Origin of the sequence: Qipengyuania citrea (assembly GCF_024171405.1) — a bacterium.
In the GTDB taxonomy this organism is placed as follows: Bacteria; Pseudomonadota; Alphaproteobacteria; order Sphingomonadales; family Sphingomonadaceae; genus Qipengyuania; species Qipengyuania profunda.
The window spans coordinates 2,466,154-2,486,469 of sequence record NZ_JALJZT010000002.1; the positions used below are offsets into that span (position 1 = coordinate 2,466,154).

Consider the following 20,316-nt stretch of genomic DNA (forward strand, 5'->3'; position numbering starts at 1 on the left):
GTTCACGATCAATGACGGCTAAATCGGGGGCGAGCAAGGGCGCGAATGGTCTCTGGCAAGCCCCGGTTTCCCTCAAAAACGGTGCAAATTTCGGATCGCGGGATGGTTTGTCGCCCGCAGCTATGCCTTAAAGGTCGACCGGAATACGCCGCAGTGGCGCAAATACAGGAGTTTTCATGGCTAGCGGCGTTGCGCCCTGGGTTCAGAATGCGATTGGCGGAGGTGCCATCGGGCATACGCTCACGCTGGAGAAGGTTGCCGACGAGCGCGTGCTCGGCCGGGGCGGCTTTACCCTGACCAGTGCAGCATTCCGTCACGAGGGCGAACTCGATCCTTCCTTTACCGCGGTCGAGGAAGATGCCGTCGCGCCGCCGCTCGAATGGACCGCGCCGCCGCCGGGCGCGCACGAGCTGGTGCTGGTCGTCGAGGATGCCGACAAGGGGCACGTCCATTGGACCGTCTGGGGCCTTGCGCCGCAGAAGGGAAAGCTGATGGAAGGCGAAACCCCGCCGCGCACCGGCAAGAATTCCCACGGCAATTCGGAATGGCTGCTGCCCGATCCGCCGCTGGGCGAAGAGCATCGCTATATCTTTCAGCTTTTTGCAGTCGACCTCCCGCTCACGCTGATGCCGGGGGCGACGCTCGAAGAACTCGTCCGTAATCTTGACGGGCATGTAACCGCCGCCGCGGTCCTGACAGCCCGGTTCGAAGGCCATGAGGTCGAGGAACTGGATGTCGAGGATCTTGGCGACGTCGATTGAAGCATAGCCAAGGAAAGGAACTGTCATGGCTGGCAAGAACAACGCACTGCAGAAGCCGGTGAATCTTTCGCCGGAACTGGAAACCGTGGTTGGCAAGGGTCCGATGACCCGCGCCCAGGTCACCTCCAAGGTGTGGGATCACATCAAGGCGAACGACCTGCAGGATTCCAAGGATCGGCGCATGATCAACCCCGACGACAAGCTCGGCGCGGTGATCGGCAAGGAACAGATCTCGATGTTCAAGATGACGGGCGCCGTCTCGAAGCACATGAGCTAAGGTGTTACCGGCGGCGCAGCGGCCAGTCCGTTACGCCGCCGGTCCACAACGCCAGCCACACGACCAGTGGCTGCGCGATCATTCTCGGCGCATGATAGCCGAGCCCGAGCCCGCCATCCGGGCGCGCCAGATCGAGCGCGAAGTGATGGATGTTCGCAGGAAAAACGCACACTGCGTAAAGCGCCAGTCCGATGGCCCCTACGCGGCGCAGCGGCAGGCTGGTCCATTGCGCCAGCGCCGCCGCACCCAGCAGTTCGGCGATCCCGGTCCATAACACCACCGCCTCGGGCGCGGGCACCCATGTCGGCATGATCGACAGGAACGGGGCCGGGTTGGCGAGGTGCACATATCCGGCGAAGGCATAGAAGGCCGCGAGCAACCAGCGCAGAGTGTGCCGGATCACGCGCGCGGACCTCTGGCAATCGCCCGAAGTGTGCTCACAGTTCGACCACCTCGACGCCTTTCCAGAAGGCGATCCGGTCCCTGATCGCGGCGGCGGCTTCCAGCGGTTCGGGATAGTAGAAGGCAGCGTCGGTATTGATCGCGCCGCCCGCATTGATCGAATAATAGTTCGCCGTGCCCTTCCACCCGCAATGGCTGGTGGTCTCGCTCGGTACGAGCACGCCGCGCATGACATCGCCCGCGGGGAAATAGTGATTGCCTTCGACAACGAGCGTGTCGTCGCTGCGGGCCAGCGTTTCGCCTTTCCAGCGGGCGGTGATGGTCATGATTGGGGCCTTTCCTTGCCGCGCCTCTTTGCTAGGACGGGGCATACTACATCAAGGGGTTCCTGTTCATGCGCCATTTCCTGCTCGCTTCCGCCGCTGCCGCTCTCTCCTTCGGAACCCCGGCGCTGGCGCAGGACAAGGCCGAACGCACCGCCGCTGCCGCGCTCGAAGCGGCACCGGTCTGGGACGGGCACAACGACGTACCCATCCAGCTGCGTTCGCGGCTGGGCAATGTGATCAATAGCTTCGATTTTCGCGATACGCTCGATACCGCGCGCGATGGCCGCGAAGCGATGCATTCGGACCTCGCACGGCTGCGCCTGGGCGAGGTCGGGGCGCAGTGGTGGTCGGTCTATGTCAGCGCCAACCTGCCCGAAGCCGAAGCGGTGCAGGCCACCGTCGAGCAGATCGACGTGACCAAGCGGCTGATTGCGCGTTATCCCGATGCGCTGCAACTCGCGCTGACCGCCGATGATGTCGAGGAAGCGATGGCGGCGGGGCGGATTGCCTCGCTGCTCGGCATGGAAGGCGGCCATTCGATCGGTTCGAGCCTCGCCGTGCTGCGCCAGATGTACGATATGGGCGCGCGCTACATGACGCTGACGCATGGCAAGACGCTGGGCTGGGCCGACAGCGCGACCGATGCGCCGCAACATGATGGGCTCAACGCCTTCGGCATGGATGTGGTGCGCGAAATGAACCGCATCGGCATGCTGGTCGATCTGAGCCATGTGAGCGATGCGGCGATGACCGATGCACTCGACGCCGCGCAGGCCCCGGTGATCTTCAGCCATTCGGGCGCGCGCGCAATCAACGGCCACGCGCGCAATGTGCCCGACGGCGTGCTTGCCCGCCTGCCCGAGAATGGCGGGATCGTGATGGTGGTGGCGCTGCCGTGGTATGTCACCGAGGAACTGCGCACCCATGCGGCCGATCGCGCCGGTGAAGAAGCGCGGCTGAAAGCGCTTTATCCCGGCCTGCCCGACACGGTCGAAGCGCAGCTGGCCAAATGGGACGCGCAGAACCGCGCGCCAGTTTCGACCATCTCGGACATGGCCGACCATATCGACCATATCCGCGCGGTGGCGGGGATCGACCATATCGGCATCGGCGGGGACTATGACGGCATGCCTACCGGGCCGATCGGGATGGAGGATGTCACCGGCTATCCGGCGCTGTTCGTCGAACTCGCGCGGCGCGGCTATACGCAGGACGAGCTCGAGAAGATCGCCTCGCGCAATATGATGCGCGTCATGCGCGCGGCGGAAGCCTATGCAGCGAGTGCGGCTGACCTGCCGCCGTATGAATATCCGGCGGGCGAACCGCGCGACGGGGCAGAATAGGCCCCCGCCAGCGCGCGGTTTACAGTTTCGCCAGCGTCAGTGGATCGCGCTCGCCGCCGAAGAACTGGTCGAGCGCGTGCGCAAAAACCTGGGTATCCTCGTCGTCGCAGGCCGCTTCGAACAGCGTCATCGAACTGCGGAACTTCATCGCATCGACCGCGCCGAGGATATCCCTGGCGTCCATCGTGCCGGCCCAGTCGAGCATTGCTTCGGTCGCTTCGAACAGCCGCGGACCCAGATCCTCGTGGCGGCAATAGGCGCGTGCTGCGTGGCGGTCGGCAAGCGCGAATTTGTGCGCGGTGGCGCTTTTGCCGAGCCCGGCAATCTGCGGGAAGACGAACCACATCCAGTGGCTGGTCTTCGCCCCGGCACGGATTTCATCGAGCGCCCGCTCGAAGACCCCGCCGTCCTGCGCGGTCAGGAAATGCGCGAAGCCCGCAGGCTCAATCGTCGTCGTCGTCGACATGCTCGGGCAGGCCGTCAAGATCGGTCGAGGCGTAATCCTCCAGTTCCTCTTCGGTCATGGAATCGTACATGTCCTTCGATGCGCCCCTGAGGTCGCCGACCTTGGTGTCACCGCGCTTGGCGGAAAGCGCCGCTCCGGCGGCACGCTGTTGGGCTTTGGATTGTGCAGGCATCAGTCTTGCTCCGACAGCTCGGAACCGCGTTTCAGCACTTCGTCGCCGTCTTCCTGTTTGATGAGATAGGCGGGATTTTCGGCATCGCCGTCCTTGGTGACTTCGGTTCCCTGCAGGGTGCGGGTGACCTCGCGTTCGAAACGCTCCTCCACTTGGCCCTTACCCTTGCCGTTACCCCAGTTCCATTCGACATATTGGTCGGTCTGGAAGCTGTTCGGATTGCTCATGCGACCTCTCTTTCGCCAGCGCTCAGTTCTCGACGATTTCGAGGCCGTCTTCGGTGGTGGCCTGGTCATCGGGTGTAGCGATCTGGTCGTCGCCCAGATCGGTGATGATGCTGTCGGTGGTGTCGCCGTCATCTTCCGTGGAGGAGATCTGGCCGCTGACCGTGCCTTCCTCCTCGACATCGCCCGTGCTCAGCGCAGGCACGATCCAGGTGATCGAGAGCAACAGGATCGCCAGCAGCAGGCCGCCAGCCAGCACCCAGCGCACAACGCCTTCCTTGGAACCACCGCTTGCTTCGGTGTCGGTGACGTGGATTTCTTCGCCTTGCTTGTGCATGAAACTGTACTCCCTCGATGGACGCGATCCCGCGTGTGTCAGGGAGATTTACGTTTCTGCGCGGCGAATGTTCCGTATTGTCAGTCGCGCAGCAGCTCGTTGATGCCGGTCTTTTCGCGGGTTTGCGCGTCCACCGTCTTGACGATCACCGCGCAGGCGAGGCCGGGGCCGCCATCCTTGCCGGGCATGGTGCCGGGCACGACGACCGAAAAAGGCGGGATATGCCCGCGGATGACCTCGCCGGTGTCGCGGTAGACGATCTTGGTCGACTGGGTAATGAAGACCCCCATCGCCACGACGCTGCCTTCGCCGACGATCACGCCTTCGACGATTTCGCTGCGCGCGCCGATGAAGCAATTGTCGCCGATGATCGTCGGATTGGCCTGCATCGGTTCGAGCACGCCGCCGATCCCTGCGCCTGCCGAGATATGGCAGTTCTCACCGATCTGCGCGCAGCTGCCGATGCTGGCCCAGGTATCGACCATCGTGCCCTTGCCGACATAGGCGCCGATGTTGACGAAGCTGGGCATCAGCACGCAGCCGGGGGCGATATAAGCGCCTTCGCGCGCGACCGCGCCGGGGACCACGCGGAAGCCTGCTGCGCGGAAAGCCGCATCGTCCCAACCGGCGAACTTGCTCGGCACCTTGTCGAACGCCGGATGACCCGCGCTGCCGCCATCCATCACGCGGTTGTCATTGAGCCGGAAGCTCAGCAGCACTGCCTTCTTGAGCCACTGGTTGACCGTCCAGCCGCCCTTGCCATCAGGCTCGGCGACACGGCCGGTGCCGCTGTCGAGCATGCCCAGCGCCGCTTCCACCGCCTCGCGCACGTCCGCGCTTTGCGGCGTGACATTGGCGCGGTCTTCCCACGCAGCTTCGATGCGGCTTTCGAGGTCGGCGCTCATGCTGGTCTCCGTTTGCAATTCCGGAGCGTTCGTTAGCAGCGTCGGCGCGCTAGTCCATCCCCGCAGCCTGTGCGAACTGGTACGCGCGCTCGACCAGCGGCGCGACGCGTTCGGACATCGACTTGGCATGCGCGCTCGAGGCGGTGCCGTCGATCACGCGCTTCTTGATGCCCTGCATGATCCCCGCCAGCCGGAAGAGGTTATAGGCGAAATACCAGTCCATCGGCGGGACGGGATAGCCGGTGCGCGCAACGTAGCGTTCGACCGCTTCATCTTTGGTGGGAATGCCCAGTGCCTCGAGGTCGAGCCCCTCCAGCCCCGCGCGGCCATCGTGCGGGTTGTGCCAGTTGAGCATGAGATAGCTGAAGTCGGCAATCGGGTCGCCCAGCGTCGATAGCTCCCAGTCGAGCACCGCGATCACGCGGTTCTCGGTCTTGTGGAAGATCATGTTGTCGAGCCGGTAGTCGCCGTGGACCACGCTGGATTCGTGCTGCGGCGGGATCGTCTGGGGGAGCCATTCGATCAGCCGTTCCATCTGCGGCATGTGCTCGGTCTCGGACAGCTTGTACTGTTTCGACCAGCGGCTGATCTGCCGCGCGCAGTAATCGGTCGGCTTGCCGTAATCGCCCAGTCCGATCGCCTCGGGATCCTTCAGGTGTAGATCGGCAAAGGTGTCGATCATCGCATTGTAGATCGCGCGGCGTTCCTCGGGCGTGTTGTTGGGCAGCGAGCCGTTCCACAAGGACCGCCCGTCGGCGAGGCCCATGACGAAGAACTTGCTACCGATGACCCCGGGATCCTCGCACAGGCCATAGGTCTTGGGCACGGGGAAGCCGGTCGGGCCGAGCGCGTGCATCGCCTTGTATTCGCGGTCGACCGCATGTGCGCTGGGCAGCAGCTTGCCGAACGGCTGGCGGCGCAGCACGTAGCTGCGGTCCGGCGTGTCGATGCGATAGGTCGGGTTCGACTGCCCACCCTTGAACTTGGTGTAGCTGATAGGCCCGGAAAAGCCGTCGACATTGGCCTCGAACCACGCGGTCAGCGCGGCGAGGTCGAGCTGGTCGGCCTCGGGCACTGCGACCGTGCCGACCATCTCCTTGTCGAAATCGATGGGCTGGTCTTCCGCCATCAGTCGAACACCACCACGCTGCGGGCCGAGGTGCCCTGTTTCATCTTCTCGAAGCCTTCGTTGATCTTTTCGAGCGGGATGCGTTCGGCGATGATCGTGTCGAGATCGAGCAGGCCGCGCATGTAGAAATCGACCAGCCGCGGCAGGTCGACGGGGAAGTGGTTCATCCCCATGATCGCGCCCTGCAGCTTCTTGCCCGACAGCAGATCCATCGCGCCCAGTCCGACCTTGCAGTCGAGCGGCATCATGCCGAGGATCGTGGCGGTGCCGCCGCGGCGCAGCACCTTCACCGCGAGGTCGGCGGATGCCTGCCGGCCGACCGCCTCGATCGCGTGGTGCACGCCGCCGCCGGTGATCTTCATCACCTGTTCGACCGCATCGTCGGCCATGGCGTCGACCGTATGCGTCGCGCCCAGCACTTCGGCCAGCTGGCGCTTTTCCGCCAGCGGGTCGATCGCGATGACCTTGCCCGCACCGGCGATCTTGGCGGCATTGATCGTCGCCAGCCCCACGCCGCCGCAGCCGATGACCGCTACGGTTTCGCCGGGAACGACCGAACAGGCGTTGAAGATCGCGCCTGCCCCGGTGGTCACCGCGCAGCCGATAATGGCCGCGCGGTCGAGCGGCATGTCCTTGTCGATCGCGACGCAGGCATGTTCGTGGATCAGCATCTGCTCGGCAAACGCCGACAGGTTGAGCATTTGCGCAACGGGCTCGCCGCCATTGCGCGTGATGCGCGGCGCGGCGGTCTGCGCCCGGCGGGTATCGCCGCCGAGGCACAGGGCCATCCGCCCGGTCACGCAGAACTCGCAATGCCCGCAGAAGGCGGACAGGCAGGAGACCACATGGTCGCCCGGCTTGACCGTTTTCACCTCGCTGCCGACTGCGCGGACCACGCCCGCTGCCTCATGGCCCGGAATGGCCGGCAGCGGGTGCGGATAGGCGCCGTCGATGAAATGCAGGTCCGAATGACACAGACCGCAGGCCTTGGTGTCGATCAGCACTTCGTGCGGTGCGGGATCGGCCAGCTCGACCTCACCGATGGTGAGGCCGCCGACCTGCTCGAGGATTGCCGCCTTCGCCATCAGCGCGTCGCTCCCATGTCGCCCGAGCTGAAATTGGCATTGCCCGCATTGGGGATTTTGCCGTCGCGCAGCGCATTGGCGCTGGGGCCTTCCTCGGGCAGATGCTTGGCAAACTCCATCCGCGCGATCGAGCGGGCGTGGACTTCGTCGGGGCCATCGGCCAGCCGCAGCGTACGCTGGTGGGCATAGGCATTGGCGAGACCGTAATCGTCTGACACACCGCCGCCGCCATGCGCCTGGATCGCATTGTCGATGATGCGCAGCGCCATGTTCGGCGCCTGCACCTTGATCATGGCGATTTCCTGCTTGGCGGCCTTGTTGCCGACCGTATCCATCATGTCCGCGGCCTTGAGGCACAGCAGGCGGGTCATGTCGATATCGATCCGCGCCTGCGCCACGCGCTCTTCCCAGACCGAGTGCTTGTAGATCGGCTTGCCGAAGGCTTCGCGTTCCTGGAGGCGCTTGCACATCTTGTGCAGCGCTTCCTCGGCCACGCCGATGGTGCGCATGCAGTGGTGGATGCGGCCCGGTCCGAGGCGGCCCTGCGCGATCTCGAAGCCGCGGCCTTCGCCCAGCAGCATGTTGGTGGCGGGCACGCGCACGTCCTTGAGCTCGACTTCCATATGGCCATGCGGCGCATCGTCATAGCCGAACACGGGCAGGTGGCGCAGTACGGTGACGCCCTCGGCATCGGTCGGCATCAGCAGCATCGACTGCGCGGCATGGCGGCCGGCCGAGAAATCGGTCTTGCCCATTACGATGGCGACCTTGCAGCGCGGATCGCCCAGGCCCGAAGACCACCACTTGCGGCCGTTGATAACGTATTCGTCGCCGTCCCGCTCGATCCGGGTTTCGATGTTGGTGGCGTCGGAAGATGCGGTGAAGGGCTCGGTCATGAGGAAGGCGGAACGGATCTCGCCATTCATGATCGGGGTGAGCCATTTGTCCTTCTGTTCGCGCGTGCCGTAGCGGTGGAACACCTCCATGTTCCCGGTATCGGGCGCGGAGCAGTTGAACACTTCCGACGCAAAGCCGATGCGGCCCATTTCCTCGGCGCACAGCGCATATTCGAGATTGGTCAGGCCCGGCCCTTCGAATTCGAAGCTTTCCTCGACATGATGGTGGCCGTCATTGCGGGGCGGCATGAAGAGGTTCCAGATGCCTTCCTTCTTGGCCTTGGCTTTCAGTTCCTCGACCACGGGAATGACCTTCCAGCGATCGCCTTCGGCGTCCTGCTGCTTGTAGGTCGGTACGGCGGGACGGACGTGATCTTCGATGAAGTTCTTCACCCGGTCGCGCCAGTATGCTTGCCGTTCTGTCGGTTGGAAATCCATCGTCTGATCCTCTTCTCTCTCAAATCGGTTGCGCCATGAAACTGGCAGAAGGTTGTGGCCAAGCCAAGTCCCGGCTCGGCGGTCAGGGGGTTATCGTGTGTCCATCAGGGTCGGCGCGGGCTGCCTCGTCCAGCGGGTCACGCTCCGCCGCATCGGGATCGCGCGACCGGCGCGCCGCCACCCGCGCTTCGTGCTGCTCGCGTGAAATCGGGAAGCGCGACAGCCAGAACGCCGCCACCAGCGCCAGCGCAGTGGCTACCAGCATGAACAGCCATACGAGCCGGGTCACGGTTTCGGGCGCAACCTCGGCCTGCGGCGTGCCGGGCGCCAGATCGATCGACTGCACGATCAGGCTGGTCAGCAGGATGCCGCCGCCAGTCGCGCATTTCTGCACCAGCCAGTTGCCCGCGTAGAACGTACCTTCGGCGCGCTGCCCGGTGCGTTCCTCGAACGCCTCGACGATTTCCGCGACCATCGAGGTGGCCGAGATGATCGACACCACGCTGGCGGTATTGGCGCAGACCAGGAAGCCATAAAGTAGCGCGGTCGATGCGGTGGTGCCCGGCGTCGGCCAGGCCCCTGCGAGATAGAGCGCATAGGGGCCGCAATAGAAGACCAGCCCGACCAGCGCGCCGATTGCCGCCGATTTGGGCTTGCCCCAGCGCCGGTGCAGCGGGCCGACGATGACGAACATCAGCACCACCGAAAGGAACAGGGCGACCGGGTAAAGCTGGAAGGCGAGCTCGGAAAACTGCCATACGTAGAGATTCACATATTGCGTGATCGAAAAGGTCATGCCCTGCAGCACATAGGCCGCCAGCCCGCCCAGCGCGAAGATGACGAACGCCTTCTCGCGGAAGGCATCGAAAATCTCGGCAAAGGCCCCGCGGATCGAAAAGGGCGGCGGGCGGCGCGCGGGGAGCTGCGCCACGATATGGTGCTGCGCCGCTGCCGAGCCGATCACCGCCAGTGCCATCAGCGCCGCGCCGAACATGCCGTAGCTGGCATAGCCTTCGGGCTGGAGCTGCGAAGCGGGCGTGGGCAGGAAGACGGTGAACGCCAGCACCATCATCAGCAGTCCGCCGAGCCAGCCCGAGAGGAAGCGATAACGGAACAGCGTGGTACGATCGTCATAGTCGTCGGTGATTTCGGGGACGAGACTGACCGAGGGGACTTCGCAGGCTGACAGCAGCAGCCGTACGCCCACCGCCAGCGCCACGATCTCCCAGAAGCCCGGGGTTCCGGTAAAGGGCGGCGACCACAGCACTGTCCACAATAGCGCGAGCGGCCACGGCGCCAGATAGAGCCACGGCAGCCGCCTGCCCCAGCGCGTATAGGTGCGGTCGGACAAATTGCCGATCAGCGGATCGACGATCGCATCGATCAGCAGCGCCGTCGCCAGCGCGGCGCCGACCGTGCTGGCATCGACCCCCAGTACAAGGTTGTAGAACGGCAGCAGGAAGAAGCTGAAACCGCTGTCCTTGACCCCGAAGGCCACCGCACCGAAGCCGTGGACCAGCTTGAGGCGCTGGGGGAGGGGGCCGGTAACGAAAGGCATCAGGCGGCGGGCTGCGCCGCCTTCTTCGCCTGTTCTTCCATGGCTTCCAGCGCCGCGAACAGCCGGGGTTCCTCGGGATCCCAGCTATGCCGGGGGCCGAGCGTGATCCCGCCATCGACGATCAGCGATGCGCCGGTCATGAAACCGGCTTCCTCGCTGGCGAGGAAGGCCACCGCATTGGCGATATCGATCGCCTGGCCGCCGCGCGCCACCGGCTGCGCATTCGAAGACATCTGCGCGATCGCCGCCTTGGCCATGCTCTTCATCTCGCCGGTCATCTCGAGGCTCGAGGTGAAGATATTGGTGTTGATGAAGCCGGGCTGGACCGCATTCACGCGGATGCCGTGCTGCGCCAGGTCGGTGGCGGCACATTTGGTCAGGTGCAGCACACCCGCCTTGGCCACTGCATAGGTGGTCGGCGAATAGCCCGGGCCGACTGCGGCCACGCTGGAGACATTGACGATGCTGGCGCCCTTGCGGTGTTTCATATGCGGCACCGCATAGCGGATGCCCATCGCCACCGAGCGCAGCAGCAGGTCCATCGTCCGGTCCCACGCGTCGGGCTCGACCTCGTCGATCCCCTCGCGCGCACCGCCTGCACCGGCATTGTTGAACAGCGTGTCGATCCCGCCGGTTTCGTCCGCCGCACGGTCCATCAGCGCCTTGATCGCCGCCGGATCGCACACGTCGCATTCGACGAAGCGGACGTCGCCCTCGCTATCGGCTGCGAGCTGCTGGCCGCCCGCGACATCGATATCGCTGGCGAAAACCACCGCGCCTTCGCCCGCGAACAACGCAGTTGCCGCCGCGCCGATACCCGATGCCGCGCCGGTCACGACGACGGTCTTTCCCGAGAATCGCATCCCTACTCTCTCCCCGAATTTCTCCGCGTGCAGCTTAGGGCAGCGGCGCATCGCGTCAACGAATTCCGGCTGACGTTACGGAAATGCAGGCGGCTGCGACTGGCCTTGCATAGGCGGGGCGAATCACCCTAACGTAAGCGTCAACATACCGCTGTTTTGAAAAGAGAGGATTCGGCCAATGTCCGACAGCGCCCTTGAAGCCTTCCGCGCGGAAACGCGCGCATGGCTCGAAGCGAATTGCCCGCCCGAAATGCGCGAACCCGTCCGCGACGAGGACGATGTCTATTGGGGTGGCCGCAACGCAACCTTCAAGAACGATGCGCAGAAAGCCTGGTTCGAGGTCTGCCGCGACAAGGGCTATACCGTTCCCGCTTGGCCCAAGGATTATGGCGGCGCCGGGCTGTCGCCTGCCGAAGCCAAGGTATTGCGCGAGGAAATGACCCGCATCGGCGCGCGCCCGCCGCTGTCCAGCTTCGGCATCTGGATGCTCGGCCCCGCGCTGCTGCATTTCGGTACCGAAGGCCAGAAACAGCGCTTCCTCAATGAAATCGCCCGCGGCGAAATTCGCTGGTGCCAGGGCTATTCGGAACCCGGTTCGGGATCGGACCTGGTCTCGCTGCAGACCTATGGCGAGGACAAGGGCGATCACTGGGTGGTCAACGGCCAGAAGGTGTGGACCTCCTATGCCGACAAGGCCGACTGGATCTTCTGCCTCGTCCGCACCGACAAGGACAACAAGTACCAGGGCATCACCTTCATGCTCTACGACATGGCGAGCGAAGGCGTGGCGACCAAGCCGATCCTGCTGATCAGCGGCAACAGCCCGTTCTGCGAAACCTTCTTCGACGATGTGACGGTGCCCAAGAGCTATGGCGAGGACGTCCCTGCCTATGTCGGTGAAATCAATCGCGGCTGGGACGTGGCGAAATATCTGCTCGGCCACGAACGCGAGATGATCTCGGGCGCCGATGGCGGCAACACCGGGACCATCGGCGCCGCACTGGCGCGCGCCAATGGCGACATCGATCCGGTGCTGCGCGCCGAACTGGCGCAGTTCGACGTCGATGCGCTGGCCTATGGCGCGATGGGCGAGAAATTCCTCGACGAAATCAAGGTCGGCAAGGCGCATCCCGCGCAGCCGAACATGATGAAATACGCCGGGACCGAGCTCAACAAGCGCCGCCACGAACTGATGATGGCGGCGGGCGGCTCGACCGCGCTCGAATGGGACAGCGAGGAGACCGGCGGCGGCAAGCCATCGCGCAACTGGCTGCGCACCAAGGCGAACAGCATCGAGGGCGGCACGTCCGAAGTCATGCTCAACGTCATCTCCAAACGTATTCTCGACCTGCCGGGAGCCTGATCGATGCCTCTTTATTACGACGACGACCAGGCGATGCTGGCCGATTCCGCAAGCCAGTTCATGGCCGAGGAAGGATCGACCAAGAAACAGCTGCGCCATTGGCGCGACCGCGACTGCAAGGATGGTTTCGGCCACGCGCTGTGGCAGCAATTCGCCGAAATGGGGTTCACCGGCATGCTGGTGGACGAAGATGACGGCGGGCTCGGCATGGGCCAGGTCGAAGCCAATATCGTGCTCGAGGAAATCGGTCGCAATCTGACCCCTTCGCCCTTCATGGCCTCCTCCGTGCTCGCGGCCACTGCGCTGAAGCATGGCAGCAATGATCTGAAGGGCCGCTGGCTGCCGCACCTCATCTCGGGCGAAAAAGTCTATTCGGTCGCCATCGACGAAGGCGCCAAGCACCGCCCCGAACGCATCGCCTGCAAGGCGGAAAAGTCGGGCAATGGCTTCAAGCTGTCGGGCAGGAAGGACTTCGTGGTCTATGGCGCCAGCAGCGAGATGATCGTCGTCGCCGCGCGCACCTCGGGCAGCGATAGCGACAAGGACGGCGTTACGCTGTTCGCCGTGCCGCAGGATGCCGCCGGGATGACGCACGACAGTGTGCGGCTGGTCGACAGTTCGATGGCCAGCCATGTCACTTTCGACAATGTCGAGCTCGATGGCGATGCGGTGATCGGCGAGGTCGATGGCGGCCGCGCCGTGCTCGATGCCATGCTGGTGGCGGGCCGGGTCGGCTCGGCCGCGGAAGGCGTGGGTGTGGCCCGCGGCGCGATGGACATGACCGTCGACTACCTCAAGCAGCGCAAGCAGTTCGGCAAGGTCATCGGCGAATTCCAGGCGTTGCAGCACCGCGCTGCGCATCTTTATTCCGAAGTCGAGATCGCCCGCGCGGTCACCGTCAAGGCCGCGCAGCTGGTCGATGGCGGCAGCGAAAAGGCCGATCTGATGGCCTCGGTCGCCAAGGCCAAGGTGGCCAAGGTCGCCGGGCTGGCGGTGCGCGAAGGCGTGCAGATGCACGGCGGCATCGGCATGACCGACGAATACGACATCGGCCTCTATATGAAGCGCGACCGCGCGCTGCAGGAATTCCTCGGCGACCAGTACTACCATGCCGGGCGCGTCGCGGAGCTGTCGGGCTACTGATCAAGCCGTCACCCTAGCGAAAGCTGGGGTCGCGGTCGGCATGCTCCGCACGGGCGGCGAGCGATCCCAGCTTTCGCTGGGATGACGAAAGGATGAATTAAATGAACCTAGAAGACCTGTTCAGCCTCAAGGGGCGCGTTGCGCTGGTTACCGGCGGCAGCCGCGGCATCGGCAAGATGATCGTCGAGGGCTTCCTCGCCGCGGGCATCGACCGCGTCTATATCAGCGCTCGCAAGATCAACGAGATCGAGGAAACCTGCGCCGAACTGGGCGAACGGGTGATCGGCATCCAGGGCGATCTGTCGACCATCGACGGGATCGAAGCGCTGGTGGAAGAACTGTCGGGCCGCGAAAGCAAGCTCGACATTCTCGTCAATAACGCCGGGGCTGCCTGGGGCGTCGATTATCTCGACTTCCCCGAGGCGGGCTGGGACAAGGTCATGGACCTCAACGTCAAGACGCCCTTCTTCCTCACGCAGAAGCTGCACACGCTGCTGACGGCCGCGGCCAGCGCGGACAAGCCGGGCAAGGTGATCAACATCACCTCGATCGACGGCCAGCGGGTCAACCCGTGGGAAACCTACAGCTATCAGGCATCGAAGGCCGCGCTGATCCATCTGACGCGGCGGATGGCCGCACGGCTGGTCAAGGATCACGTCTATGTCACCAGCCTCGCACCGGGGGCCTTCCCGTCGAACATGAACCGCGCGGCGCGCGACCACGAAGACGCGAGCGCGGCGGGCATTCCGTCGAAGCGCGTGGGCGACAAGTTCGATATGGGCGGCACCGCAGTCTATCTCGCCAGCCGTGCGGGCGATTATACGATCGGCGAAACGCTCACCGTCGATGGCGGGATCGTCAACGCCCTGCTGCCGACCCACTTCGCCGAACCCAGCTAAGGCCGGGTCGGCGGGGGCGACCCGTCAGGCGCAGAGGATGCAATTGCGGCCCGCGGCCTTGGCGCGATAAAGCGCCTGGTCGGCCTGCCGCAGCGATGCCGCATTGGCCTCGGCCCCGCCGGTGGCCAGTGCGACGCCGCCCGAGAACGAGATCAGCCCCATCGGCTCGTCGGTCTCGCGCAGCTTGAATTCCTTGTCGGCCAATTCGCTGCGCGCGAAATCGAGCAGCTTGACCGCCGCGGCGGCATCGTCGGACGGGATGACGACGATGAATTCCTCGCCGCCCCACCGGCCCACGAAATGCGGGCTGCAGGCGTCGTCCAGCGTATCCGCAACCAGCTTGATCACGCGGTCGCCGACATTGTGGCCATAGCGGTCGTTGACCGATTTGAAGTGGTCGATATCGCATAGCGCGATGATCCGCGGTTCGCCTTTCGCCGCGAGTTCGCCGAGATAGCCGTCGATCGCCCGGCGATTGGCAAGGCCGGTCAATTCGTCGCGCTGGGCATCGTGGCGCGCCGCCTCGAGCTCCTCGCGCAGCGCCTTGACTTCGTCCATCGCCGCGATCAGCCGGGTCTGCGTGTCGAGCGATTGCTCGATCATCCGCGCGACGATGGACAGCGTATTGCTGCTGTCGCCCGAAAATGCGCCCGCCTCTTCGCTCAGTTCACGCGCAAAGGCGCCGGTGGCATCGGCTGCCGAGGACGCGAGTTCGCCCAGCTTGATCGCCTGGTGCCGCAGATGCGCGGTCAGTTCGCCGTCATTGCGTTCCTGCGACCCGAATATCGCGATCCCGCCGTGGCGATCGAAAATCTCGTCCGCCTCGTCCTGCTTGATGCGGTAGCCTTCGGCGATGATCGCCTCGACCGCGCGGCCCATGGGCGAGCCCGCGTCGTTCAGCGCGATATAGGCGAGCGTGTAATTCTGCGGGGAGGGCGGCAGCCGGTGGCGTTCGAGAAACGCCATGACCTTCGCCGCATGATCGGACTGCATCGGGGACATATTTATCCGGCCGCCTCGAACTCTTGCCAAAACTCTGCCCGCCTAACGGTTGGCGGCGCGAAAAGGGCCCAAAGATTGAACATGCGCATATGCTGCGGGGTATCCCGGGCCCGTGTCAGGCCATCAGTTCGCGCACGAAGGGGATCAGCCCGGTCTGGCGCTGGCGCTTCATGCGTTCGGCGTCGAGGATTTCGCTGACCTTGTCGAAGCAGCTGCCGACATCCTCGTTGATCACTACGTAATCATAGGCGTCCCAGTGGCTGATCTCGGCGCGGGCGCGTTCCATGCGTGCGGCAATCACCTCTTCGGGATCGGTATTGCGGCTGCGCAAACGGCGTTCGAGTTCGGCGATGCTCGGCGGCAGGATGAACACCCGGACGACGTCCTGCTGGTCCTTCTGGAACAGCTGCTGCGTGCCCTGCCAGTCGATGTCGAACAGGAAGTCCTGCCCTTCTTTCAACGCATTGCGGATACGCCCCTTGGGCGTGCCATAGCGATGGCCGAAGACATGCGCCCATTCGTAGAAATCGTCTTCCTCGACCATGCGATCGAATTCGGCATCGTCGACGAAATAGTAATGCACCCCGTCCACTTCGCCCGCGCGCGGCGGGCGCGTGGTGACGCTGACCGAGAGCTTGATCTCGTCGTCGCTGCCGAGCAGCATGCGCGAAATAGTGGTCTTCCCCGCCCCGCTGGGCGAGGAAAGGATGAACATCAGCCCCCGGCGGGCAAGCGTAGCGGATTGCAGGGTGGATTCGGCCATGCGCGCTGTTGCCGCATCGGACGCCGCCAAATCAACCCCTGCGCGCAGTATCCTGTCAGATCTTGCTGTCGGAGGACGCCTGTTTGTGCAGCATGCGGTCACCCTTGCGGCGCGCCTGGCGCTTCGACTGGCTGCGATCGAACAGAACCTTCAGCGCGAGTCCGGTGGTCACCACCAATGCGCCGGGCACCGATTTGGTCGCGACCTTGGTCACGCCGTAAGCCGCCAGCGTGTGCACGAGGCTGCGGCTTTCGACCGCATCCTTGGCAAACTGCTTGCCATATTGCCGGCCCAGCACTGCCTTTTCGACCGCCATGCGCGACAGCCGTCCAGCGCTGCGCAGCAGGATGTCGTGGATGATCAGATTGGTCGCCGGATTGGTGCTCGGGCCCGGCACCGGATCGTCATGCGACGGCGACCCGTCGGTCACGCGTTCGAGTCCATCGCCGACCACATCGGTCAGATGGTTGGGTTTGTCTTCGTCGGTCAGTCCGAGTTTCGCCATGTCATGTCCCGCTCTACCGGGAAGACCCGGCGCTTACTTCTTGCGGCCGAAATCGACCGTGACGACATTGGAGCCGTCATCTGCCCCTTCAACGGCTTCGCCTACCGCCTGTTCCGTCCCGTCGTTATCGGGATGTTCGGTCGGCGCGGGGGCCATGTCGGCGACGGTCGCCTGGAACTGCAGTCCGAAATCCACCGCCGGATCGACGAATTGCGTGATCGCGGCATAGGGAATGTCGAGTTCGGCGGGGACCTGGTTGAACGACAGGCCGACGGCGAAGCCGTCTTCGCGCACGTTCAAATTCCAGAACTTGTTCTGCAGCACGATGGTCATCTCGTCGGGGAAACGCTCGCGCAGGGCGGCCGGGATCGAGACGCCGGGGGCGTGGGTCTTGAAAGTAATGTAGAAATGATGCGCGCCGGGCAGTTCGCTGCCGCCCTGCTCGATTTCGCCCAGCACGCGCCCGACCACGGCGCGCAGGGCTTCCTGCACGATGGAATCATAAGGGATCAGGCTGTCGGGCGTATCGTCGCTCATGCCGCGCTAGGTGGAGTGGCATGCGGGCGGGGTCAAGCGGTTTAAGAACGCCTTTACCGTGTAAGTGGTGCATTATCTTGCGCCTCGCCGCGCGCGGCTCTAGCGCGGCGGCATGCGTACAGGCCGGATCGAGCGAAACACTGCGGAAACCAAGATCCTCGTCGAGATCGATCTCGACGGGACGGGATCATATCAGGTCGAGACCGGGATCGGCTTTCTCGATCACATGGTCGAACAGTTCGCCAAGCATTCGCTGATCGACGTCACGATGAAGGTCGATGGCGACCTCCATATCGACCAGCATCACACCACTGAAGACAGCGCGCTGGCGCTGGGCCAGGCGCTCGCCGCCGCGCTCGGCGACAAGGGCGGGATCGCGCGTTACGGCAGCGCCTATTCGCCGATGGACGAAACGCTGGCCCGCGTCGCGCTGGATATTTCGGGTCGTCCCTACCTCGTCTGGAAGGCCGGGTTCAGCCAGGAAAAGCTGGGCGAATGGGACACCGAGCTGATCGAACACTGGTTCCATTCGGTCGCGCAGACCTGCGGGCTGACGCTGCATGTCGAACTGCTCTACGGCAGCAACAACCACCATATCTGCGAAGCGATCTACAAGGGGTTCGCGCGCGCGATGCGTGCGGCGGTCGAAGTCGATCCGCGCAAGCGCGGTGCCATCCCCAGCACCAAGGGGCAGCTCGGTGGGTGAAATCGTCGCGCTTGTCGATTACGGCGCGGGCAATCTGCATTCGGTTGAAAACGCGCTGCGCCGGGTCGGTGCGACCGTCAAGGTAACCGCCGATCCCGATGTGCTGCGCGCCGCCGACCGGATCGTGCTGCCGGGCGTCGGCTCGTTCAGGGCCTGCGCCGAGGGGCTGCGCGCCGAGCAGGGCGTGATCGAGGCCATGCGCGAGCGGGTCTTCGTCGGCGGGGCGCCGTTCCTCGGCATTTGCGTGGGCATGCAATTGCTCGCCACGCGCGGCCTCGAACATGGCGAGACGCCGGGTCTGGGCTGGATCGACGGCGCGGTGCGCAAGATCGAACCGAGCGATATCAGCGTGAAGGTCCCGCATATGGGCTGGAACGATGTTGCCCCGATGCCGCATGCGCGCGGGCACGATGTGCTGGTTGGCGGCGAGGCCTATTTCCTGCATTCCTACCATTTCAAGGTGCGTCACCACGAAGACGTGCTGGCGATGACCGATCATGGCGGCGGGCTGGTTGCCGCGGTCGGGCGCGACAATGTCGTGGGCGTGCAATTCCATCCCGAAAAGAGCCAGGCCTACGGGCTCGACCTGTTGAGCAAATTCCTCGAATGGAAGCCGTGATTTCGCCGACGTTACCGCGCTGCCCCCGGGCCGAAGCCGCACTGGACACCAGATCATGATCGTATTTCCCGCCATCGACCTCAAGAACGGCCAGGTCGTCCGCCTTGCCGAAGGCGATATGGACCGCGCGACCGTCTATGGCGACGATCCGGCGGCGCAGGCCGCCCTGTTTGCCGAAGCGGGCGCCGACCATTTGCATGTGGTCGACCTCGACGGCTCTTTCGCGGGTTCGGCGCAGAATCGCGGCGCAGTCGAGGCGGTCGTCGCGGCCTTCCCCGGACGCGTCCAGCTGGGCGGCGGTATCCGCACGCCCGCCGATGTCGAAGGGTGGTTTGCGGCAGGTATTGCGCGGATCGTGATCGGCACCGCGGCGCTCAAACATCCGCAATTCGTCAAGGACATGGCGCGCGACTATCCCGAGGCGATCGTGGTCGCGGTCGATGCGCGCGACGGCATGGTCGCGACCGATGGCTGGGCCGAGGTTTCCGACGTTCCGATCGCCGACATGGCGCGCCGGTTCGAGGATGCGGGCGTCGCCAGCCTGCTGTTCACCGACATCGGGCGCGACGGAATGCTCAAGGGCGTCAATATCGATGCCACCGTGGGGCTGGCGCGGCAGGTGGACATTCCGGTGATCGCCAGCGGCGGGGTCAAGGGCCTCACCGATATCGATACGCTCGCGCAATTCGCGAAGGACGGCATCGAGGGCGTGATCACCGGCCGGGCGCTCTATGACGGGCGGCTGGATCTGGCCGCTGCGCTACGCGTGGCGACGCGCGCATGACCGTCCGCATCCGTGTCATACCCTGTCTCGACGTCCGCGACGGGCGCGTGGTCAAGGGTGTGAACTTCGTCGATTTGCGCGATGCGGGCGACCCGGTCGAACAGGCGCAGGCCTATGATGCGGCGGGCGCGGACGAGCTCTGCTTCCTCGACATCTCCGCCAGCCATGAGGGGCGCGGGACGCTGCTCGACATGGTTCGCCGTACTGCCGAGGTCTGCTTCATGCCGCTGACCGTGGGCGGCGGCGTGCGCAGCGTCGAGGATGCGCGCGCGCTGCTGCTCGCCGGGGCGGACAAGGTCGCGGTCAATTCGGCGGCAGTGACGCGCCCCGAACTGGTGCGCGAGATCGCCGAGAAATTCGGCAGCCAGTGTGTCGTCGCCAGCGTCGATGCGCGCGCGTTGACCAGCGGCGATGTGCGCGGCTGGGAAATCTACACGCATGGCGGGCGCAAGCCGACCGGGATCGACGCGGTCGAACACGCGATCCGGCTGGCCGAGCTCGGGGCGGGCGAACTGCTGGTTACCTCGATGGACGGCGATGGCACCAAGAACGGATATGATGTCGATCTGACCCGCGCGATTGCCGATGCGGTGTCGGTGCCGGTCATCGCCAGCGGAGGCGTCGGCCAGCTCGACCACCTCGTCGAAGGCGTGACGCGCGGCCATGCGAGCGCGGTCCTTGCCGCCTCGATCTTCCATTTCGGCGAACACACCGTGGCTGAAGCGCATGCCGCGCTGCGCGCCGCGGGATTGCCCGCGCGCGGCTGACGCGGGCGGCGTCCCTTCACGGGACAGGGCCGGCGCGGTTCATCCT

At 64.7% G+C, this 20,316-nt stretch carries 26 protein-coding genes; 10 read left to right on the forward strand and 16 right to left on the reverse strand.

Annotation, left to right across the window (positions count from 1 at the left end; genetic code table 11):
- Positions 1 to 176: 176 nt before the first annotated feature.
- Both J2S32_RS12905 and J2S32_RS12910 read left to right on the forward strand, forming a co-directional pair.
- A complete protein-coding gene (locus J2S32_RS12905; protein ID WP_253521979.1) occupies positions 177 to 761 on the forward strand; it encodes a YbhB/YbcL family Raf kinase inhibitor-like protein in 585 nt (194 codons plus the stop codon).
- 25 nt (positions 762 to 786) lie between these two features.
- Complete coding sequence (locus J2S32_RS12910; RefSeq protein ID WP_253521981.1) at positions 787 to 1,038, forward strand: SWIB/MDM2 domain-containing protein; 252 nt, start codon at positions 787 to 789, stop codon at positions 1,036 to 1,038.
- Between the two features lie 4 nt (positions 1,039 to 1,042).
- Here J2S32_RS12910 and J2S32_RS12915 read toward each other — a convergent pair whose 3' ends face one another.
- Positions 1,043 to 1,441 (reverse strand): DoxX family protein, encoded by a 399-nt coding sequence (locus J2S32_RS12915; RefSeq protein ID WP_253521984.1) that lies wholly within the window; start codon positions 1,439 to 1,441, stop codon positions 1,043 to 1,045.
- 34 nt (positions 1,442 to 1,475) lie between these two features.
- Positions 1,476 to 1,766 carry a DUF427 domain-containing protein gene (locus tag J2S32_RS12920; RefSeq protein WP_253521987.1) on the reverse strand — a complete coding sequence of 97 codons (291 nt, stop codon included), beginning with the start codon at positions 1,764 to 1,766 and terminating at the stop codon, positions 1,476 to 1,478.
- Positions 1,767 to 1,834: 68 nt separating this feature from the next.
- Between J2S32_RS12920 and J2S32_RS12925 the strand changes: the two genes are divergently transcribed.
- A complete protein-coding gene (locus J2S32_RS12925; RefSeq protein WP_253521990.1) occupies positions 1,835 to 3,109 on the forward strand; it encodes a dipeptidase in 1,275 nt (424 codons plus the stop codon).
- Between the two features lie 19 nt (positions 3,110 to 3,128).
- On the opposite strand, the gene J2S32_RS12930 is transcribed toward J2S32_RS12925, so the two are convergent.
- The 10 genes from J2S32_RS12930 to J2S32_RS12975 all read right to left on the reverse strand — a co-directional run bounded on the left by J2S32_RS12930 (position 3,129) and on the right by J2S32_RS12975 (position 11,182).
- The gene (locus J2S32_RS12930; RefSeq protein ID WP_253521993.1) at positions 3,129 to 3,575 is read right to left on the reverse strand and encodes a DUF1810 domain-containing protein; all 447 of its coding nucleotides are present in this window, start codon (positions 3,573 to 3,575) and stop codon (positions 3,129 to 3,131) included.
- Positions 3,553 to 3,747 (reverse strand): DUF3008 family protein, encoded by a 195-nt coding sequence (locus J2S32_RS12935; protein ID WP_253521995.1) that lies wholly within the window; start codon positions 3,745 to 3,747, stop codon positions 3,553 to 3,555. The genes J2S32_RS12930 and J2S32_RS12935 overlap by 23 nt, the downstream gene beginning before the upstream one ends.
- A complete protein-coding gene (locus tag J2S32_RS12940) occupies positions 3,747 to 3,974 on the reverse strand; it encodes a DUF2945 domain-containing protein (RefSeq protein ID WP_253521999.1) in 228 nt (75 codons plus the stop codon). The genes J2S32_RS12935 and J2S32_RS12940 overlap by 1 nt, the downstream gene beginning before the upstream one ends.
- A gap of 22 nt (positions 3,975 to 3,996) precedes the next feature.
- Positions 3,997 to 4,308 (reverse strand): hypothetical protein, encoded by a 312-nt coding sequence (locus tag J2S32_RS12945; RefSeq protein WP_253522002.1) that lies wholly within the window; start codon positions 4,306 to 4,308, stop codon positions 3,997 to 3,999.
- 80 nt (positions 4,309 to 4,388) lie between these two features.
- On the reverse strand, positions 4,389 to 5,213 hold the full coding sequence (gene dapD, locus J2S32_RS12950) for a 2,3,4,5-tetrahydropyridine-2,6-dicarboxylate N-succinyltransferase (RefSeq protein ID WP_253522005.1): 825 nt from the start codon (positions 5,211 to 5,213) through the stop codon (positions 4,389 to 4,391).
- 49 nt (positions 5,214 to 5,262) lie between these two features.
- Positions 5,263 to 6,342, reverse strand: coding sequence for a phosphotransferase family protein (locus J2S32_RS12955; protein WP_253522008.1), 1,080 nt, complete (start codon positions 6,340 to 6,342; stop codon positions 5,263 to 5,265).
- Positions 6,342 to 7,427: a Zn-dependent alcohol dehydrogenase gene (locus J2S32_RS12960; protein ID WP_050599626.1), complete on the reverse strand. Its 1,086-nt coding sequence runs from the start codon at positions 7,425 to 7,427 to the stop codon at positions 6,342 to 6,344. Before J2S32_RS12960 ends, J2S32_RS12955 begins: the two co-directional genes overlap by 1 nt.
- Positions 7,427 to 8,761 carry an acyl-CoA dehydrogenase family protein gene (locus J2S32_RS12965; RefSeq protein ID WP_253522010.1) on the reverse strand — a complete coding sequence of 445 codons (1,335 nt, stop codon included), beginning with the start codon at positions 8,759 to 8,761 and terminating at the stop codon, positions 7,427 to 7,429. The genes J2S32_RS12960 and J2S32_RS12965 overlap by 1 nt, the downstream gene beginning before the upstream one ends.
- Positions 8,762 to 8,843: 82 nt before the next feature.
- Positions 8,844 to 10,319 (reverse strand): MFS transporter, encoded by a 1,476-nt coding sequence (locus J2S32_RS12970; protein ID WP_253522013.1) that lies wholly within the window; start codon positions 10,317 to 10,319, stop codon positions 8,844 to 8,846.
- A complete protein-coding gene (locus J2S32_RS12975) occupies positions 10,319 to 11,182 on the reverse strand; it encodes an SDR family NAD(P)-dependent oxidoreductase (RefSeq protein WP_253522016.1) in 864 nt (287 codons plus the stop codon). The genes J2S32_RS12970 and J2S32_RS12975 overlap by 1 nt, the downstream gene beginning before the upstream one ends.
- Positions 11,183 to 11,360: 178 nt before the next feature.
- Here J2S32_RS12975 and J2S32_RS12980 point away from each other — a divergent pair, with 178 nt between their 5' ends.
- The 3 genes from J2S32_RS12980 to J2S32_RS12990 all read left to right on the forward strand — a co-directional run bounded on the left by J2S32_RS12980 (position 11,361) and on the right by J2S32_RS12990 (position 14,587).
- On the forward strand, positions 11,361 to 12,545 hold the full coding sequence (locus J2S32_RS12980; RefSeq protein ID WP_253522020.1) for an acyl-CoA dehydrogenase family protein: 1,185 nt from the start codon (positions 11,361 to 11,363) through the stop codon (positions 12,543 to 12,545).
- A 3-nt stretch (positions 12,546 to 12,548) separates the two neighbouring features.
- Positions 12,549 to 13,688, forward strand: coding sequence for an acyl-CoA dehydrogenase family protein (locus J2S32_RS12985; RefSeq protein ID WP_253522023.1), 1,140 nt, complete (start codon positions 12,549 to 12,551; stop codon positions 13,686 to 13,688).
- 101 nt (positions 13,689 to 13,789) lie between these two features.
- The gene (locus tag J2S32_RS12990) at positions 13,790 to 14,587 is read left to right on the forward strand and encodes an SDR family NAD(P)-dependent oxidoreductase (RefSeq protein WP_253522026.1); all 798 of its coding nucleotides are present in this window, start codon (positions 13,790 to 13,792) and stop codon (positions 14,585 to 14,587) included.
- Between the two features lie 24 nt (positions 14,588 to 14,611).
- Here the strand turns inward: J2S32_RS12990 and J2S32_RS12995 are convergent, their stop codons facing one another.
- The 4 genes from J2S32_RS12995 to J2S32_RS13010 all read right to left on the reverse strand — a co-directional run bounded on the left by J2S32_RS12995 (position 14,612) and on the right by J2S32_RS13010 (position 17,394).
- Entirely contained in the window at positions 14,612 to 15,580 is a 969-nt protein-coding gene (locus J2S32_RS12995; protein ID WP_253522029.1) for a GGDEF domain-containing protein, read from the reverse strand.
- Between the two features lie 124 nt (positions 15,581 to 15,704).
- Entirely contained in the window at positions 15,705 to 16,352 is a 648-nt protein-coding gene (gene gmk, locus J2S32_RS13000; RefSeq protein ID WP_253522033.1) for a guanylate kinase, read from the reverse strand.
- 55 nt (positions 16,353 to 16,407) lie between these two features.
- Positions 16,408 to 16,857 (reverse strand): hypothetical protein, encoded by a 450-nt coding sequence (locus J2S32_RS13005; protein ID WP_253522036.1) that lies wholly within the window; start codon positions 16,855 to 16,857, stop codon positions 16,408 to 16,410.
- Positions 16,858 to 16,890: 33 nt separating this feature from the next.
- Positions 16,891 to 17,394, reverse strand: coding sequence for an SspB family protein (locus J2S32_RS13010; protein ID WP_253522039.1), 504 nt, complete (start codon positions 17,392 to 17,394; stop codon positions 16,891 to 16,893).
- Between the two features lie 112 nt (positions 17,395 to 17,506).
- Between J2S32_RS13010 and hisB the strand changes: the two genes are divergently transcribed.
- The 4 genes from hisB to hisF are packed head-to-tail and all read left to right on the forward strand — an operon-like array spanning position 17,507 to position 20,270.
- Entirely contained in the window at positions 17,507 to 18,100 is a 594-nt protein-coding gene (gene hisB, locus J2S32_RS13015; RefSeq protein ID WP_253522041.1) for an imidazoleglycerol-phosphate dehydratase HisB, read from the forward strand.
- Positions 18,093 to 18,719: an imidazole glycerol phosphate synthase subunit HisH gene (gene hisH / locus J2S32_RS13020; protein ID WP_253522043.1), complete on the forward strand. Its 627-nt coding sequence runs from the start codon at positions 18,093 to 18,095 to the stop codon at positions 18,717 to 18,719. The genes hisB and hisH overlap by 8 nt, the downstream gene beginning before the upstream one ends.
- A 55-nt stretch (positions 18,720 to 18,774) precedes the next feature.
- Positions 18,775 to 19,503 (forward strand): 1-(5-phosphoribosyl)-5-[(5-phosphoribosylamino)methylideneamino]imidazole-4-carboxamide isomerase, encoded by a 729-nt coding sequence (hisA, locus tag J2S32_RS13025; protein WP_253522045.1) that lies wholly within the window; start codon positions 18,775 to 18,777, stop codon positions 19,501 to 19,503.
- Entirely contained in the window at positions 19,500 to 20,270 is a 771-nt protein-coding gene (gene hisF, locus J2S32_RS13030; protein ID WP_253522048.1) for an imidazole glycerol phosphate synthase subunit HisF, read from the forward strand. The genes hisA and hisF overlap by 4 nt, the downstream gene beginning before the upstream one ends.
- The last annotated feature ends 46 nt before the right edge of the window (positions 20,271 to 20,316 follow it).

What these genes read in the sequence shown, in the direction of transcription:
- J2S32_RS12945 (WP_253522002.1), bottom strand. Translation starts at nt 4,308, where the DNA reads ATGCACAAGCAAGGCGAAGAAATCCACGTCACCGACACCGAAGCAAGC.
- J2S32_RS12955 (WP_253522008.1), bottom strand. Translation starts at nt 6,342, where the DNA reads ATGGCGGAAGACCAGCCCATCGATTTCGACAAGGAGATGGTCGGCACG.
- J2S32_RS12930 (WP_253521993.1), bottom strand. Translation starts at nt 3,575, where the DNA reads ATGTCGACGACGACGACGATTGAGCCTGCGGGCTTCGCGCATTTCCTG.
- hisB (WP_253522041.1), top strand. Translation starts at nt 17,507, where the DNA reads ATGCGTACAGGCCGGATCGAGCGAAACACTGCGGAAACCAAGATCCTC.
- J2S32_RS12980 (WP_253522020.1), top strand. Translation starts at nt 11,361, where the DNA reads ATGTCCGACAGCGCCCTTGAAGCCTTCCGCGCGGAAACGCGCGCATGG.
- J2S32_RS13010 (WP_253522039.1), bottom strand. Translation starts at nt 17,394, where the DNA reads ATGAGCGACGATACGCCCGACAGCCTGATCCCTTATGATTCCATCGTG.
- hisF (WP_253522048.1), top strand. Translation starts at nt 19,500, where the DNA reads ATGACCGTCCGCATCCGTGTCATACCCTGTCTCGACGTCCGCGACGGG.
- hisA (WP_253522045.1), top strand. Translation starts at nt 18,775, where the DNA reads ATGATCGTATTTCCCGCCATCGACCTCAAGAACGGCCAGGTCGTCCGC.
- J2S32_RS12910 (WP_253521981.1), top strand. Translation starts at nt 787, where the DNA reads ATGGCTGGCAAGAACAACGCACTGCAGAAGCCGGTGAATCTTTCGCCG.
- J2S32_RS12975 (WP_253522016.1), bottom strand. Translation starts at nt 11,182, where the DNA reads ATGCGATTCTCGGGAAAGACCGTCGTCGTGACCGGCGCGGCATCGGGT.
- J2S32_RS12925 (WP_253521990.1), top strand. Translation starts at nt 1,835, where the DNA reads ATGCGCCATTTCCTGCTCGCTTCCGCCGCTGCCGCTCTCTCCTTCGGA.
- J2S32_RS12920 (WP_253521987.1), bottom strand. Translation starts at nt 1,766, where the DNA reads ATGACCATCACCGCCCGCTGGAAAGGCGAAACGCTGGCCCGCAGCGAC.
- J2S32_RS13005 (WP_253522036.1), bottom strand. Translation starts at nt 16,857, where the DNA reads ATGGCGAAACTCGGACTGACCGACGAAGACAAACCCAACCATCTGACC.
- J2S32_RS12935 (WP_253521995.1), bottom strand. Translation starts at nt 3,747, where the DNA reads ATGCCTGCACAATCCAAAGCCCAACAGCGTGCCGCCGGAGCGGCGCTT.
- J2S32_RS12905 (WP_253521979.1), top strand. Translation starts at nt 177, where the DNA reads ATGGCTAGCGGCGTTGCGCCCTGGGTTCAGAATGCGATTGGCGGAGGT.
- gmk (WP_253522033.1), bottom strand. Translation starts at nt 16,352, where the DNA reads ATGGCCGAATCCACCCTGCAATCCGCTACGCTTGCCCGCCGGGGGCTG.
- J2S32_RS12985 (WP_253522023.1), top strand. Translation starts at nt 12,549, where the DNA reads ATGCCTCTTTATTACGACGACGACCAGGCGATGCTGGCCGATTCCGCA.
- dapD (WP_253522005.1), bottom strand. Translation starts at nt 5,213, where the DNA reads ATGAGCGCCGACCTCGAAAGCCGCATCGAAGCTGCGTGGGAAGACCGC.
- J2S32_RS12940 (WP_253521999.1), bottom strand. Translation starts at nt 3,974, where the DNA reads ATGAGCAATCCGAACAGCTTCCAGACCGACCAATATGTCGAATGGAAC.
- J2S32_RS12990 (WP_253522026.1), top strand. Translation starts at nt 13,790, where the DNA reads ATGAACCTAGAAGACCTGTTCAGCCTCAAGGGGCGCGTTGCGCTGGTT.
- J2S32_RS12960 (WP_050599626.1), bottom strand. Translation starts at nt 7,427, where the DNA reads ATGGCGAAGGCGGCAATCCTCGAGCAGGTCGGCGGCCTCACCATCGGT.
- J2S32_RS12995 (WP_253522029.1), bottom strand. Translation starts at nt 15,580, where the DNA reads ATGCAGTCCGATCATGCGGCGAAGGTCATGGCGTTTCTCGAACGCCAC.
- J2S32_RS12965 (WP_253522010.1), bottom strand. Translation starts at nt 8,761, where the DNA reads ATGGATTTCCAACCGACAGAACGGCAAGCATACTGGCGCGACCGGGTG.
- J2S32_RS12970 (WP_253522013.1), bottom strand. Translation starts at nt 10,319, where the DNA reads ATGCCTTTCGTTACCGGCCCCCTCCCCCAGCGCCTCAAGCTGGTCCAC.